The 14,619-nt window shown below is 70.1% G+C and carries 13 protein-coding genes and 1 pseudogene; all 14 read right to left on the bottom strand.

Features of this window, described 5'->3' with window-relative positions; genetic code table 11:
- Positions 1-14: 14 nt before the first annotated feature.
- Complete coding sequence (gene aroC / locus E2C04_RS08495; protein WP_229721626.1) at positions 15-1,193, bottom strand: chorismate synthase; 1,179 nt, start codon at positions 1,191-1,193, stop codon at positions 15-17.
- The gene (locus E2C04_RS08490; RefSeq protein WP_135832277.1) at positions 1,168-2,007 is read right to left on the bottom strand and encodes a prepilin peptidase; all 840 of its coding nucleotides are present in this window, start codon (positions 2,005-2,007) and stop codon (positions 1,168-1,170) included. The genes aroC and E2C04_RS08490 overlap by 26 nt, the downstream gene beginning before the upstream one ends.
- Positions 2,004-2,849 carry a shikimate dehydrogenase gene (locus E2C04_RS08485; protein ID WP_135832276.1) on the bottom strand — a complete coding sequence of 282 codons (846 nt, stop codon included), beginning with the start codon at positions 2,847-2,849 and terminating at the stop codon, positions 2,004-2,006. Before E2C04_RS08485 ends, E2C04_RS08490 begins: the two co-directional genes overlap by 4 nt.
- 3 nt (positions 2,850-2,852) lie before the next feature.
- Positions 2,853-4,007, bottom strand: a complete 1,155-nt coding sequence (gene mltG, locus E2C04_RS08480; RefSeq protein WP_158630644.1) for an endolytic transglycosylase MltG — start codon at positions 4,005-4,007, stop codon at positions 2,853-2,855.
- The gene (gene ruvX, locus E2C04_RS08475; RefSeq protein WP_135832274.1) at positions 4,000-4,461 is read right to left on the bottom strand and encodes a Holliday junction resolvase RuvX; all 462 of its coding nucleotides are present in this window, start codon (positions 4,459-4,461) and stop codon (positions 4,000-4,002) included. The genes mltG and ruvX overlap by 8 nt, the downstream gene beginning before the upstream one ends.
- Position 4,462: 1 nt before the next feature.
- Positions 4,463-7,177: an alanine--tRNA ligase gene (alaS, locus tag E2C04_RS08470; RefSeq protein ID WP_135832273.1), complete on the bottom strand. Its 2,715-nt coding sequence runs from the start codon at positions 7,175-7,177 to the stop codon at positions 4,463-4,465.
- Positions 7,177-7,494, bottom strand: a complete 318-nt coding sequence (locus tag E2C04_RS08465; RefSeq protein ID WP_135832272.1) for a DUF6167 family protein — start codon at positions 7,492-7,494, stop codon at positions 7,177-7,179. The genes alaS and E2C04_RS08465 overlap by 1 nt, the downstream gene beginning before the upstream one ends.
- Positions 7,491-7,997, bottom strand: a complete 507-nt coding sequence (locus tag E2C04_RS08460) for a hypothetical protein (protein WP_135832271.1) — start codon at positions 7,995-7,997, stop codon at positions 7,491-7,493. Before E2C04_RS08460 ends, E2C04_RS08465 begins: the two co-directional genes overlap by 4 nt.
- A gap of 10 nt (positions 7,998-8,007) precedes the next feature.
- Positions 8,008-9,387, bottom strand: a complete 1,380-nt coding sequence (locus tag E2C04_RS08455) for a replication-associated recombination protein A (RefSeq protein WP_229721627.1) — start codon at positions 9,385-9,387, stop codon at positions 8,008-8,010.
- 12 nt (positions 9,388-9,399) lie between these two features.
- Positions 9,400-9,525: a hypothetical protein gene (locus tag E2C04_RS20845; RefSeq protein ID WP_275106597.1), complete on the bottom strand. Its 126-nt coding sequence runs from the start codon at positions 9,523-9,525 to the stop codon at positions 9,400-9,402.
- 42 nt (positions 9,526-9,567) lie between these two features.
- Positions 9,568-10,622 (bottom strand): annotated as a pseudogene (locus E2C04_RS08450) (ABC transporter ATP-binding protein); the annotation flags it as partial.
- Positions 10,623-10,691: 69 nt separating this feature from the next.
- Positions 10,692-11,669: an ABC transporter ATP-binding protein gene (locus tag E2C04_RS08445; protein ID WP_135832270.1), complete on the bottom strand. Its 978-nt coding sequence runs from the start codon at positions 11,667-11,669 to the stop codon at positions 10,692-10,694.
- Between the two features lie 11 nt (positions 11,670-11,680).
- Positions 11,681-12,697 (bottom strand): ABC transporter permease, encoded by a 1,017-nt coding sequence (locus E2C04_RS08440; RefSeq protein ID WP_135832269.1) that lies wholly within the window; start codon positions 12,695-12,697, stop codon positions 11,681-11,683.
- A gap of 140 nt (positions 12,698-12,837) precedes the next feature.
- Positions 12,838-14,556, bottom strand: coding sequence for an ABC transporter substrate-binding protein (locus tag E2C04_RS08435; protein WP_135832268.1), 1,719 nt, complete (start codon positions 14,554-14,556; stop codon positions 12,838-12,840).
- Positions 14,557-14,619: the final 63 nt, after the last annotated feature.

The raw sequence follows: 14,619 nt of genomic DNA, 5'->3' as shown, positions 1-14,619 counted from the left end.
GGCCCGCGGACCGGTCACCGGAACTTCAGGTTCTCGACGTACGACTCGAAGTTGCGCCGCGTCTCCGCCACCGAGTCGCCGCCGAACTTCTCGACGACCGCGTCGGCCAGCACGAGGGCGACCATGGCTTCGGCCACGATGCCGGCAGCCGGCACGGCACAGACGTCCGAGCGCTGGTGGTGGGCCACGGCGGCCTCGCCGGTGGCGACGTCGACCGTACGCAGCGCACGCGGCACCGTCGCGATCGGCTTCATCGCGGCGCGCACGCGCAGCACCTCACCGGTGCTCATGCCGCCCTCGGTGCCGCCGGAGCGACCGGAGGTGCGACGGAGGCCGTCGTCGGTGGACACGATCTCGTCGTGGGCGAGGGAGCCCGGGGTGGCGGCCAGCTCGAAGCCGTCACCCACCTCGACGCCCTTGATCGCCTGAATGCCCATCAGGGCGCCGGCCAGTCGGGCGTCGAGGCGACGGTCCCAGTGGACGTGCGAGCCGAGGCCCGGCGGCAGGTCGTGGACGACGACCTCGACCACGCCACCGAGGGTGTCACCGTCCTTGTGGGCCTGGTCGATGCGCTCGACCATCGCACGCGACGCCTCGGGGTCGAGGCAACGCACCGGGTCGGCGTCGAGGCGGGCGACGTCGTCGGCCCCGGGGACCGACCCGGCGGGCGCGGGGACGCCCCCGAGCTCGACCACGTGCGAGACGATGCGGGCGCCGACGGCCTGCTCGAGGAAGTTGGAGGCGACGCGGCCCAGGGCGACCCGGGCCGCGGTCTCACGGGCGGAGGCGCGCTCGAGGATCGGACGCGACTCGTCGAAGTCGTACTTCTGCATGCCGACGAGGTCGGCGTGACCGGGACGCGGGCGGGTGAGCGGCGCGTTGCGCGCCGAGCTCGCGAGCTCCTCGGCGTCCACCGGGTCGGCGGACATGACCTTCTCCCACTTGGGCCACTCGCTGTTGCCGACCTCGATGGCGACGGGGCCCCCCTGCGACTCACCGTGGCGCACGCCACCGATGAAACGGACGACGTCCTGCTCGAACTTCATCCGCGCGCCGCGGCCGTAACCGAGGCGACGACGGGCGAGCGAGTCGTTGATGTCGTCGGTGTTGACGAGGACGTGGGCCGGAAGTCCTTCGAGGATGGCGACGAGGGAGGGGCCATGGGATTCACCAGCGGTGAGCCAACGCAGCATGCGCCGCATTCTTCCATGCCCGCTTCAGCCGCCGAGCAGCCTCTGCCTCAACCGAGATGCGCGGCGGTCCAGGGACCAGCACGACACCGAGGAGCGCACCGGCCACCATGAACGGGCCGAAGGGCACGCCGCGCCGGTCCACGACCTTGAGGAGCGCCAGGACTCCCCCGACGACCCCGCCCAGGATGAAGGCCGAGTAGACCCCTGCGAAGAGCGTGCCCCAGCCGAGGTGGCCCAGGACGATGCCGATGATCCCGGAGAGGCGCACGTCGCCGTAGCCCAGACCGGCGGAGTGGATGAACCAGAGCAGGAAGTACAGGCCACCGGTGATCAGCCAGCCCCAGAAGGCCCGCAGCACGTCGTCCCACTCCCCCGTCAGGAGACCGACGACGAGCACGAGCGGCACCAGCACGGCGTAGGTCCGGGCGATCACCCACGTGGGCAGGAGCTGGGTGCGCCAGTCGACGACGGCCAGGGCGACGAGCACCGGCACCAGCGGAACGAGGAAGAGCAGCGACCAGGACCACCCGAGCGACCAGCCCAGTACGGCACCTGCAGCGGCGCTCGCGGCCACCGAACCGACCGCGACCCCGCGACGGCGGGCGATGTCGGCGTACAGCTCCTTCTCCACCGGCTCCGGACCCGGAGCCGGCGCCTCGTCCGAGCTGCTGCCGGCGGCGCTCTCCGGGACGGTCTCCGGCAGCTCCTCGAGCGCCGGCTCCACCGCGGGGGCGGGCTCGGGCACCCGACGGACCAACGCCGGCACCAGCAGCGCCAGGGCTCCGCACAGCAGCCCGGCCACCACGGACGTCACGGCTGGTCTCCCCGGGACTGCTCGGTGCGCGCGGCCAGCGCGGACTCTCCGGCAGCACGCATCGCCTCGAGGGGAGCCGGCTGCCCGGTGAAGTGGGTGAACTGCACGGCGGCTTGGTGGACCAGGAGGTCGAGCCCAGAGACGACGACCCCCGTCGCAGCAGCGGCCAACGGGGTCGGCCACGGGTCGTAGACGACGTCGAAGAGGACCGGACTCTCAGCCAGGGAACGGACGAGGTCATCGTGCTGGGCCGACGCCGGCACGGTGGAGACCACGACGTCCGAGGGCGCGACCGGGTCGGAGAGCAGCCGTACGTCGACCGCGGGTGCGTCAGAACCGGCGGTCAGGACCTCCACCGTCTCCCGGGCACGCTCGGGGGTCCGGACCAGGAGCGCAATCTGCTCGACGCCCATCTCGACCAGGGCCAGCCCGACCGAGGTGGCGGTGGCGCCGCCCCCCAGGATGGTGGCGGTGCGCAGCACACCCGCACTGCGCTCGCGGATCGCGGCCACGGCCCCCGGGATGTCGGTGTTGTCGCCCCAGAGGGTGGGTGACCCCTCGTGTCCGTCGAGGACGACCGTGTTCACCGCCCCCGACCGGCGGGCGCGCTCGCTCAGGTCAGCGACCAGGGCGACCGCCTCACGCTTCAACGGCATGGTGAGCGACAGGCCGCGCCAGGTGCCGTCCAGCCCGGCCAGGAACTGCGGCAGGGAGCCGGACGGGACGCGGTGGGCGTCGTACGTCCAGGGCAGCCCGAGGGCGGCGTACCCGGCGCGGTGCAGGACCGGTGAGAGCGAGTGGGAGATCGGGTCGCCCAGCACTCCGCAGACAGTGCGCTCCATCCGTCAGCAGGCGTCCGACGTCGTGCAGTAGCTCTTGTACTCCGCCTTGAATCCGAGGAACTCGTCGTAGCTGTCGGTGAACTTGGTCTCGCCCGTCTTGAGGTCGACGGTGACGTAGTAGATCCAGGGACCGTCCACGGGGTTGCCGGCCGCAGCCATGGCCTCCTCGCCGGGCGCCTCGATCGGGCCGGGCGGGAGCCCCTGCACCACGTAGGTGTTGTAGGGGTGCTCGGTGCGGGTCTCCTCGGTGGTGACGGCGATCGTGCCCGTCCGACCGAGGGCGTAGTTGACGGTGGCGTCGATCTGCAGCTTGCCGCCCGTCCCGGCACCGGGGTTCTCGATGCGGTTGTAGATGACCGTGGCGATCTTGCCCATGTCGTCGCCGCGCCCCTCGGCCTCGACCAGCGAGGCGACGGTCATCAGCTCGGCCGGGGTGTAGCCCAGGGCAGCGGCGCGGCTCTCGAGCTGCACCTCGTCGGCGGCCTGACGCCAGCGGGCCACCATCTTGGCGAGGATGTCCTTGGGCTTGTCCTTGGGGCCGATGTCGTACGTCGCCGGAAAGAGGTAGCCCTCCGGGTTGCCGTTCGCGTAGTCGGGCAGGCCCAGGGCGGCAGGGTCCTTCAGCGCGGCCTCGTACTGCCCACGCTTGAAGTCGGTCTTCTCCACGAGCACGTCGACGATGTCGACCACGCGCAACCCCTCGGGCACGGTGACCAGGTTCTTGACCTGCTTGGAGGGATCGACCAGGACCTCGAGGGCCTCGGCCGCACTCATCTCCTTGCGCAGGGGGTAGTAGCCGACCTGGATCTTCGAGGAACGGCTGTCGGCGGTGGCCACCGAGATGAAGGCCTCCACCGAGGCGACCACGCCGGCCTCCTTCAGGCTGCGGCCGATCGCCGCGGCGGTGTCGCCCTCCCGGACCTCGAAGATGACCTCGCCCGTCCCGGGGCCCGAGAAGTCGTCCGCCGCACCGAACTGGTCCTGGACCCAGTCGACGCCCTTGCTGACTCCGACGTAGAGGCCGGCACAGACCAGCACGATCACGGTCAGCACCACGATCACCCCCAGGGGGCTGCGGCGCTTCCTGGCCTTGCGCGCCCCACCCTCGGGCGCGTAGGTGCGCTCGGGTGTCTGCGTCGTGCCTTCGTCGTCAAGCATGGTCGACCTCGATGATCTCTCCCGGGGCGGAACCACTGGTCCGCTCCGTGTCCAACGCATGTTGGAGGATGACGACGGCTGCGGCCTGGTCGACCACTGCTCGTCGCTTGCTGCCTTTGCGCCCCTGGTCGCGAAGCATGGCCTCCGCGGTGACCGTGGTCAAGCGCTCGTCACACAGGCGGACCGGCACGGGGGCCACCTTGGCGGCCAGGGCAGCGGCGAAGTCGCGCACCTTGGCGGCCGCCGGCCCCTCGGTGCCCTTCAACGATCGCGGGAGCCCGACGACGACCTCGACCGCTTCCTCGTCGCGCACGATCCGAGCGATGCGACGGACGTCGCCCTTGCCCCGGGGGACGGTCTCCACCGGTGTGGCGAGGAAGCCGGTGGGGTCGCTGCGCGCGACGCCGATGCGGGCATCACCCGGATCGACGCCCACGCGCACACCCGAGCGCACCTCAGGCGCCTCGCACCCGTGCGACGTCGGCCACGACCGCCTCGATGGCGGCGTCGACACCGGCGGGGTTGGTGCCACCGCCCTGCGCCATGTCCGGCTTGCCGCCACCCTTGCCGTCGACGTGCGGTGCAGTGGCGCGCACCAGGTCGTTGGCCGAGAGGCCCACCTTCCGCGCTGCGTCGTTGACGGCGGCCACGACGGCCACCTTGCCGTCGTTGACGCCGAGCAGGACCACCACGCCGGGGCGGGCCGCGTCGAGACGTGCGCGCACGTCGGTGGCGAGCGTACGCACGTCGCCACCCCCGGCGCCCTCGAGGCGCTGGGCGACGACCGCGACCCCGCCGACGTCCCGGGCACCGGCGGCCATCAGGCCACCGGCTGCGAGCAGCTGGGCCAGGCGGACCTTCTCGAGCTCCTTCTCGGTGGACTTCAGCTTCTCCACCATGTCGGACACGCGACCGACGAGGTCGTCGGGCTGGGCCTTGAGCATGCCGGTGAGCTGGGCGACGACGTCGCGCTCGCGGGCGAGGTACTTGAAGCCCTCGACGCCCGTGAAGGCCTCGATGCGACGGTTGCCCGAGCCGACCGACGCCTCGCCGGTGACGACCAGCGTGCCGATCTGGGAGGAGTGCTCGACGTGCGTGCCACCGCAGAGCTCGCGCGACCACGGGCCACCGATCTCGACGACCCGGACCTGGGAGTTGTCGTACGTCTCGCCGAAGAGGGCGATGGCGCCCCAGTCCTTGGCCTCGGCCAGCGTCATGTACTGCCAGCCGACCGGCAGGTCGGCCCGCAGCGCCTCGTTGGAGACGGTCTCGATGTCCTTGACCTGGGCCGAGGTGAGCGAGGTGGTCCATCCGAAGTCGAGACGGAGGTAGCCGGGACGGTTGTACGAGCCTGACTGGAGAGCCGTGGGACCGAGCACCTCGCGCAGCGCCGCGTGGACGACGTGGGTGCCGGAGTGGGCCTGACGCGCGCCGAGCCGCCACTCAGGGTCGACCTGGGCGTGCAGCTGGGACACGTCGGCGGGCAGCTCGCCCTCGAGCACACGGACCTGGTGGACGACCAGCCCGCGCACGGGCCGCTGGACGTCGAGGACCTCGAGCACGCCGCCGTCGAACTCGATGCGGCCGGCGTCTGCGGCCTGGCCACCGGACTCGGCGTAGAAGGGGGTCCGGTCGAGGACGACCTCACCGACCTCGCCGCTGCCCAGCACGGGCACGGGGGCGCCCTCGCGCAGCAGCGCGAGCGGCTTCGACTCCGTGCTGAGGGTCTCGTACGCCAGCCACTCGGTCGGTCCGTTGGCGTCGAGGATGCCGCGGTAGACCGAGGTGTCGGCGTGCTGCCCCTTCTTGGCCCGGGCGTCGGCCTTGGCGCGCTGACGCTGCTCGGTCATCAGCCCACGGAAGCCCTCCTCGTCGACGGTGAGACCGGCCTCGGCCGCCATCTCGAGGGTGAGGTCGATCGGGAAGCCGTAGGTGTCGTGCAGGGCGAACGCCTTGTCGCCCGTCAGCACGGTGGAGCCCGAGGACTTCACGTCGGTGGCGGCCAGGTCGAAGATCTGCGTGCCGGCCTGGAGGGTCTTGCGGAAGGCCTCCTCCTCGGCGAACGCCACGCGGGCGATCCGGTCCCAGTCGGTGACGAGGTCGGTGTAGGTCTCCCCCATCTTGTCGCGGCTGATCGGCATCAGCTCCGGCAGCGCCGGGTCCTCGTAGCCGAGCAGGCGCATCGAACGGACCGCACGACGCAGCAGGCGACGCAGCACGTAGCCGCGGCCGTCGTTGCCCGGGGTCACGCCGTCGCCGATCAGCATCATCGACGAGCGCACGTGGTCGGCGACCACGCGCAGCCGCACGTCGTCGACCGGGTCGGCACCGTAGCGTCGCCCGGAGAGCTCCTCCGCACGGGCGATCACGGGGTACATCACGTCGATCTCGTACATGTTGTTCTTGCCCTGCATGAGGAACGCGACGCGCTCCAGGCCCATGCCGGTGTCGATGTTCTTCTTCGGCAGGGAGCCGGCGATGTCGAAGTCCTCCTTCGACCGCACGGCGCTGAGCTCGTCCTGCATGAAGACGAGGTTCCAGATCTCGAGGAGACGGTCCTCCAGCGCCACCGGCATGTCGGGGCCGAGGGTCGCGGGGTCGAACTCGGGGCCGAACTCGGGGCCACGGTCGTACAGGATCTCGGAGCACGGGCCGCCCGGGCCGGGGATGCCCATCGACCAGTAGTTCTCCTTGCGACCGAGACCGACGATCCGGTGCCGCGGCAGGCCGGTGGCCTTCATCCACAGCTCCACGGCCTCGTCGTCACCGGCGAGCACGGAAGGGTAGAGCCGGCTCTCGTCAAGGCCGAAGCCGCCGTCGGCGACCGACTTGGTCAGCAGCTCCCACGCGAGCTCGATCGCGCCCTGCTTGAAGTAGTCGCCGAAGGAGAAGTTGCCGCACATCTCGAAGAAGGTGCCGTGGCGCGTGGTCTTGCCGACGTCCTCGATGTCGGGGGTGCGCACGCACTTCTGCACGCTCGTCGCGCGGGCGTAGGGCGGCGTCTCCTGGCCCAGGAAGAACGGCTTGAACGGCACCATGCCCGCGTTGACGAAGAGCAGGTTCGGGTCGTCCAGCAGCAGCGAGGCCGAGGGGACCGGCGTGTGGGCGCCCCATGCGCCACCAGCCTCGAAGTGCGCGAGGAACCGGCGGCGGATCTCGGAGGTGTCCATCAGTGGTCGTTCTTCCTGTCTTCTTCGATCGGGGGAACCAAGGAGGCTACGGGAGCGGGTCCGGGCGGAGCGGAGGGGCCGGTGAGCTGCCGGCCGGCAGGTGGCGAGGCAGGCAGGCCGAGTGACTCACGCAGCTCGACCTCGCGCTCGGCCTGGGCGGTGCGGACGTCCTCGGTGAGGAGCCGGGCGCCGTGGGTGAGGCCCTGCCAACGGGCCCGGAGCCCCTCGGTGGTGACGGAGTCGGCGAGGCGCCTGGCCTTCGTCACGACGTAGACGCCGGCACTCGCACCGGCGACGAACCAGAGACCGCGGCTCATGCCACGTCACCCCTCTCCTTGGCGTAGTACTGGCGCAGGGCTTCCTTGACGTCGGCCTTGCGCTGGCGGGCGGCGCGACGTGTCTCCCGTCGCACCTCGAACCTCACGCGGTTGCGGTTCTCGGCGGAGAGCGCACGACGTACGCCATAGGTCCACGACGCTGCCTTGACCAGGCTCTCGCGCGCGACGATGTCGACGAAGAGCCGGCCGTCTATGCGCCCCGCCACGGGTGCCGGCTGCTCGGCACCGGTGCCCGGCCCCGCGTCCTCCTCACCGAGCTCGGTGATGACGAACTCGGCCACTCGCGGGTCGGCGTGCACGCCTGCTGCCGGGCGGTCGAGCGCGTCGAGGCGCGCCAGCAGCTCGGCCTGCGCCGCCCGTGTCTGCGCGAGCTCACCACGGGTCCGTCGCTGCGAACGCAGCAGCAGGACCAGAGCGACCAGAAGCAGGGCGACGGCGAGGGCGGCAACGCCTGCGACGACCGTCGTGCTCCACTGATTCACAGGCGAAACCCTACCTGCCGCCACGGACACCGCGAACGATGCTCCGGATCCGCTCCCAGCGGTCCTTCACACCCGCTTCGGCACCGTGGGTCGTCGGTCGGTAGTAGACGGCGTCCCGGACGGGCTCGGGGAGGTACTGCTGCTGCGCGACACCGTGCTTCACGTCGTGCGGGTAGACGTACGCCTCCCCGTGGCCGAGCTTCTTCGCTCCCCCGTAGTGCGCGTCCCGCAGGTGGGCAGGCACCGCCCCGACCTTGCCGGCACGGACGTCAGCAGCCGCGGCCTCGTACGCCATGTAGACGGCGTTGGACTTCGGCGCGGAGGCGAGCGCGGCCACCGCCTGGGCCAGGTTGAGCCTGGCCTCCGGCATGCCGATCAGCTGGACGGCCTGGGCCGCCGCGACGGCGGTGGTCAGCGCCGTCGGGTCGGCGAGCCCGATGTCCTCGCTCGCCAGGATGACCAGGCGCCGGGCGATGAAGCGCGGGTCCTCACCCGCCTCGACCATCCGGGCCAACCAGTGCAGCGAGGCGTCCACGTCGGAGCCACGGATCGACTTGATGAAGGCGCTGGTGACGTCGTAGTGCTGGTCACCCTGACGGTCGTAGCGCACGGCGGCCTGGTCGACCGCGGTCTCGGCGACCTCGAGCGTGATCAGCGGCCGGTCCTCCTCGGTGCTCCGGACCGCGACGGCCGCAGCGGCCGAGGCCTCGAGGTAGGTCAGGGCACGCCGGGCGTCACCGCCGGCCAGGCGTACGAGGTGGTCGCGGGCAGCGTCGTCGAGGTCGACGGCACCCGCCAGGCCGCGCTCGTCCCGCAGCGCCCGCGTCACCACCTCGTCGATGTCGTCGTCGGTCAACGACTCGAGCTTGAGCAGCAGGCTGCGCGAGAGCAGCGGCGAGATCACCGAGAAGAACGGGTTCTCGGTGGTGGCGGCCACCAGCGTCACCCAACGGTTCTCCACCCCGGGGAGCAGGGCGTCCTGCTGCGCCTTGGTGAAGCGGTGGACCTCGTCGACGAAGAGAACCGTCTCGGCGCCGCCCGCGGCCAGCTGCGCACGTGCGGCGTCGATCGCCGCGCGTACCTCCTTGACCCCGGCCGAGACAGCCGAGACCTCCACGAACCGCCGGTCGGTCTGGCGGCTGACGATGCCCGCGATCGTCGTCTTCCCGGTGCCCGGAGGGCCCCACAGCACCAGCGACATCGACTGGTCGCCCTCGACCAGCCGGCGCAGGGGCGAACCGTCGGCCCTCAGGTGGGACTGGCCGACGAGGTCGTCCAGGTCACGCGGTCGCATGCGGACCGCCAGCGGGGCGCCCCGGTGGCTCTGGTCGCTCAGCGACCCGCCACCGGAACGCCCCGGTACGTCGAACAGACTCTCGGACTCCGCCACGTCAGCAGTGTGTCAGGCACGACCCACGGTGTTGCGGTCCAGGTCCAGCCAGGTGTCGGCGTAGCCCGGCTCGTCCACCATCTTCTCCGCGCCGCTCATGCCGGGGTCCGGAGCGCCGGTGTCGTCGACACCGAGCATCCGCGTGGTGACCGGACGGGTCGGCACGTCGCCGCGGCGCCCCGGGAAGTGGCAGGCGACCTTGTGGCGCTGGCCGATCTGGAGCAGCGGGGCTCCTGCGTCGCGCAGATCTCCTGCGCGATCGGGCAGCGGGTGCGGAAGCGGCAGCCGGACGGCGGGTCGATCGGGCTGGGCACGTCGCCCTCGAGCCGGATGCGCCCGGCGTCGGGCTCACCCGTCACGGCCGACTTCACCTCGGGCACCGCGGAGAGCAGCGCCTGGGTGTAGGGGTGGTGGGCGTTCTCGTAGATGCTCTCCCGGTCGCCGATCTCCACGATCTTGCCGAGGTACATGACCGCGACCTCGGGGCAGAAGTGGCGAACCACGGCAAGGTCGTGGGCGATGAAGAGGAAGGCGACGCCGAAGTCCCGCTGGATGTCCTGGAGCAGGTTGACGACCTGGGCCTGGATCGAGACGTCGAGCGCCGAGACCGGTTCGTCGGCCACGATCAGCTTCGGCTGGAGGGCCAGGGCCCTGGCGATGCCGATGCGCTGTCGCTGGCCGCCGGAGAACTCGTTGGGGTAGCGGTTGTAGTGCTCCGGGTTGAGGCCGACGATCTCCAGCAGCTCCTGGACCCGCTTCAGCGTCTGGTCCTTCGGGACCATGTCGTGGATCCGCAGGGGGGCCGCGATGATCGAGCCGACCGTGTGCCGCGGGTTCAGCGAGCTGTACGGGTCCTGGAAGATCATCTGGATCTCGCTGCGCAGCGGCTTGAGCTGGCGCGCCGAGTAGTTCGCGATGTCGTTGCCGTCGAACTCCACCGACCCCTCGGTCGGCGTGTAGAGGCGCGTGATCGCGCGACCCGTCGTCGACTTGCCGCAGCCGGACTCGCCGACGAGGCCCAACGAACCGCCCTGCGGCACCTGGAAGGAGATGTCGTCGACGGCCTTGACGTCGCCCACCTTGCGACGGATGAGGCCGGACGACTTCACCGGGAAGTACTGCTTGAGGTGGCGCACCGTCAGGATCGGCGGGGCCTCGGGGTCGAGCTGGGTGGCCGCGTGGCCGAGCTCGTCGAACGCGGTCCCGGGGGTGGGGACCTCGGTGGACTCAGCCATGGTCAGAGTTCCTCTGCACGGTCGGGAGCGATCTCGGGCAGCACCTGGCGCTCGTAGATCGCGTCGGGGTCAGGGGTGGCAGCGCTTGAGGTGGTTCATGCCCTGGCCACCGGGGAGCAGCAGGGGCACCTCGGTGCGGCAACGGTCACCGTCGACGTACTCGCGGAAGGCACAGCGCGGGTGGAACGCGCATCCCGACGGCGGGTTGAGCAGGCTCGGCGGGTTGCCGGGGATCGGCACCATGCGCGCGTTCGGGTCGGCGGAGATGTCCGGGACGCTCGAGAGCAGGCCCCAGGTGTAGGGCATCTCCGGGTGCGTCATGACGTCCTTGACCGGGCCGTACTCGACCGCCTTGCCGCCGTACATCACCAGGACGTCGTCGACCATCTCGGCGACGACGCCGAGGTCGTGGGTGATCATGATGATCGCCGTGTCGAACTCGCGCTGCAGGTCGCGCAGCAGGTCGAGGATCTGGGCCTGGACGGTGACGTCGAGCGCGGTCGTCGGCTCGTCAGCGATGACCAGCGTAGGGTCGTTGATCAGGGCCATCGCGATCATCGCGCGCTGGCGCATGCCGCCCGAGAACTGGTGCGGGTAGTCGTGGTAGCGGCGATCGGGGCTGGGGATGCCCACGCGGTCGAGCATCTCGATGACGCGGACCTTGGCCTGCTTGCGCGACACCTTGTTGTGCACGCGGTACGCCTCGGCGAGCTGTCGCCCGACGGTGAAGTACGGGTGCATCGCGGAGAGCGGGTCCTGGAAGATCATCGAGACCTCCTGACCACGCTTGCGGCGCATCTCCTCGTCGGAGAGCGTCAGGAGGTCGACGCCGTCGAGCTGGATCGAGCCCGAGACCTGCGCCGGCGTGCCTCGGTGCAGACCGAGGATCGCGGAGCTCGACACGGACTTGCCGGAGCCGGACTCCCCCACGATCCCCAGCGTCTTGCCGCGCTCGAGCGTGAAGGAGAGACCGTCGGTCGCCTTGACGAGGCCGTCGGCGGTCGGGAAGTGGACCTTGAGGTCGTCCACCACGAGGAACTGGTTCATCTCTGTCTCTCTCAGCCCAGCCGGACGCGGGGGTCGATGACGGCGTACAGGATGTCGACGATGATGTTGGCGACGATCACGAAGGTTCCGGCCAGGACGACGACGCCGATGATGGTGGGCAGGTCGTAGGCCTCGCTCGCCTGCAGCGTCAGCAGCCCCAGGCCCTCGTACGAGAAGACGGACTCGGTGATGATCGCGCCACCCAGCAGAGTCGCGAAGTCGAGGCCGGCCATGGTCACCAGCGGCGTGAGCGCCGCACGGATGCCGTGCTTGAAGAGGACGCTGCGGCCGTTGAGGCCCTTCGCCCGGGCCGTGCGGATGTAGTCCTCGCTCATCGACTCGATCACGAAGGCACGGGTCATCCGGACGTAGCCGGCGGTGAAGACCAGGGCCAGGACCGCCGCGGGCAGCAGGACGCCGGCCAGCCAGGTCCCCACGCCCGCGTCGGCGATCGAGTAGTACTCCGGGTACGGGAGGATCTCCCACTTGATGACGACGAACTTCAGCAGGAAGACGCCGATGAAGAAGGTGGGGAACGCGTAGGCCACCAGCGTGAGGCCCACGATTCCTCGGTCGATGATCGAGCCCTTGAAGACGGCGGCCAGGATGCCGAAGAGGACTCCGCCCACCAGCCACATCACCAGCGCGACCAGCGCCAGGGAGACGGTGACCGGGGCGGCCTCGCCGACGAGGTCGTTCACCGTCGCGGCGTTGAGGTGGGAGTAACCCAGGCAGGGTGCCTCGCAGTGCGTCACGATCGACGGGTTGGCGGCGCGGAGCTCGGGGTCGGCGGGGTAGTCACGACCGACGACGACGCCCTTCATGAACTGCGTCCACTGCTCGTGGACCGGAAGGTCGTAGCCGAGCGCCTTGCGCGCGACGTCGCGCTGCGCCTCGTTGCAGTTCTTGCCGCATGCGAAGCGCGCGGGGTCGACCGGCGAGGCGAAGAAGAGGGCGAACGTGACGAGCGTCAGCGCCATCAGCAACGCGAGGCCGATCGCCACGCGTCGAACAATGTAGGCCCACATGGATTGGGGCACCTCCTGGGGGAACTGGAGCGGCTCGTCGGAGGACGGCCGTGTGGTCCGGGGAGCCGGACCCGGGTGGGTGCCGGACGACCACGCGGTCGCCCGGCACCCGGGTGAGAACTACTTCATGAGCCGGTGGCTCAGTCCTCGACGCCGATCAGGCCGATCTCGGGGTACGAGCTCGAAGCCGGCGTGGTGGTGAAGCCGGTCACCTTGGATCCGTAGAGCCAGTTGAACTTGGTGACGTCCAGCGGGATGTAGGCGACGTCCTTCGCGAGGACCTCGTTGGCAGCCTGCAGGGACGAGACCTGGCTCTCGAGGTCGGACGCGTTCGCCGCCTCGTCGACCAGCTTCTCGAACTCGTTGCTCTGGTAGCAGCCGTAGTCCTGACCACACGTGGTGGGCGAGAAGTTCGGGCGGCTGTCGAACAGCGGCGGGAGGACGGTCATGGCCGACGGCCAGTCAGCACCCCAGCCGGCCCAGGTGACGTCGTACTCGTCGTCCGGCTTGGAGATGACGTCGTAGTACGTGTCGCCCAGGGGCTCCAGCGTGGTCTTGAAGCCAGCCTTGTCCCAGCCCTCCTTGATGACGGCCATGGCCTTGTCATTGGTGGGGCTGGCCATGTAGCCGAGGGTGATCGGGTACGGCGTCTTCACGCCGGCCTGCTGCAGCAGCTTCTTGGCAGCGGCGGGGTCGCCGGCCTTGTCGGTGCTGAAGGCGTCGAGCTCGGCCCAGCCGGGAACGGTCGGGTTGATGATGTTCGACGACGTCTCGGCGGCACGCTCGCCACCCAGAGCGGTGACGTAGCCCTCGGCGTCGAGCGCGGCGGCCAGGGCACGGCGGACGTTGACGTCCGTCAGGCGCTTGGCGTTCGGCACCAGGTAGCTGGTGTACGGCGAGAGGGTGTTGACGTAGCGGTCCTCGACGTCACCCTTGATCTTCGGGAACTGGTTCGGGGCCACGCGGGCGATCGTGATCGAGCGCTGGTCCTTCGGCGAGTCCTTGATCAGGCGGTCGTTGAAGAGCTCACCCGCGGTGTCGGACGGGTCGACGACCATCTCGATCTTGTCCGGGAGCGCCTTGCGGAGCTTGTCCGGCTCGTCGGTCGAGGCGTCGTACTCCTCGTTGCGAACGAGGGTCGCACCCTTGTTCTTCGACCAGGTGCCGCCCTCGACCTTGTAAGGACCGTTGGAGAGGACCTTCCACTGGGACTTGGCGCCCTCGTCGAAGGCCTCCTTGTAGGGGTCCGCCATCATCATGCCGGCGATGGCCAGCGGGAAGTCGGCCCACGGCTTGTTGAACCGGAAGGTGACGGTGCGGTCGTCGCAGGTGACGGCCTTGTCGAAGAACTCCTGGCCCTTGCCCGAGTAGGGGCCCTTGTAAACGGGCTGACCCTTCTTGTCGGTGGGGATGTCCAGGTAGCTCAGGGTGTAGTTCGGTCCACCGGTGATGACGTCGTTGGCGAACACGCGCGAGGTGCCGTACTTGACGTCCTCACACGTGATGTCCGAGCCGTCCTCCCACTTCACGCCTTCCTTCAGCGTGAACTTCCAGACCTTGCCGCCCTCGCTGGACGTGCCGGTGTCGGTGGCGAGGTCGGGCACCGGGGTGGAGCCTTCCTTCTCGTCCTCGGACATCGGGAACGCCAGCAGGCCGCGGTAGAAGAGGCGGCGGTAGTGGGCGATCTGCACGCCGTAGTAGATGCGCTGCGGGTCAGCGCTCTCGTACGGGGTGTGGTGGAGCACCGTCAAGGTGTTGTCGCCCGCGTCGGAGCTGTCCCCACCGCCGCACGCGGCCAGGGTCAGACCGAGCACGCCGGCGGCGCCGACGGAGAGTGCTCTCCTGAACTTGCTAACCATTGATTCCTCCTTGGGGGCGGCGCAGGGACTGCGCCACTGTCACCGGTGGGCACCGGCGAGGTC

This window comes from Nocardioides daphniae (genome assembly GCF_004777465.1).
Lineage (GTDB): Bacteria > Actinomycetota > Actinomycetes > Propionibacteriales > Nocardioidaceae > Nocardioides > Nocardioides daphniae.
The sequence above is the reverse complement of the archived record's forward strand: the minus strand, read 5'-3'. Positions and strand labels throughout refer to the sequence as shown.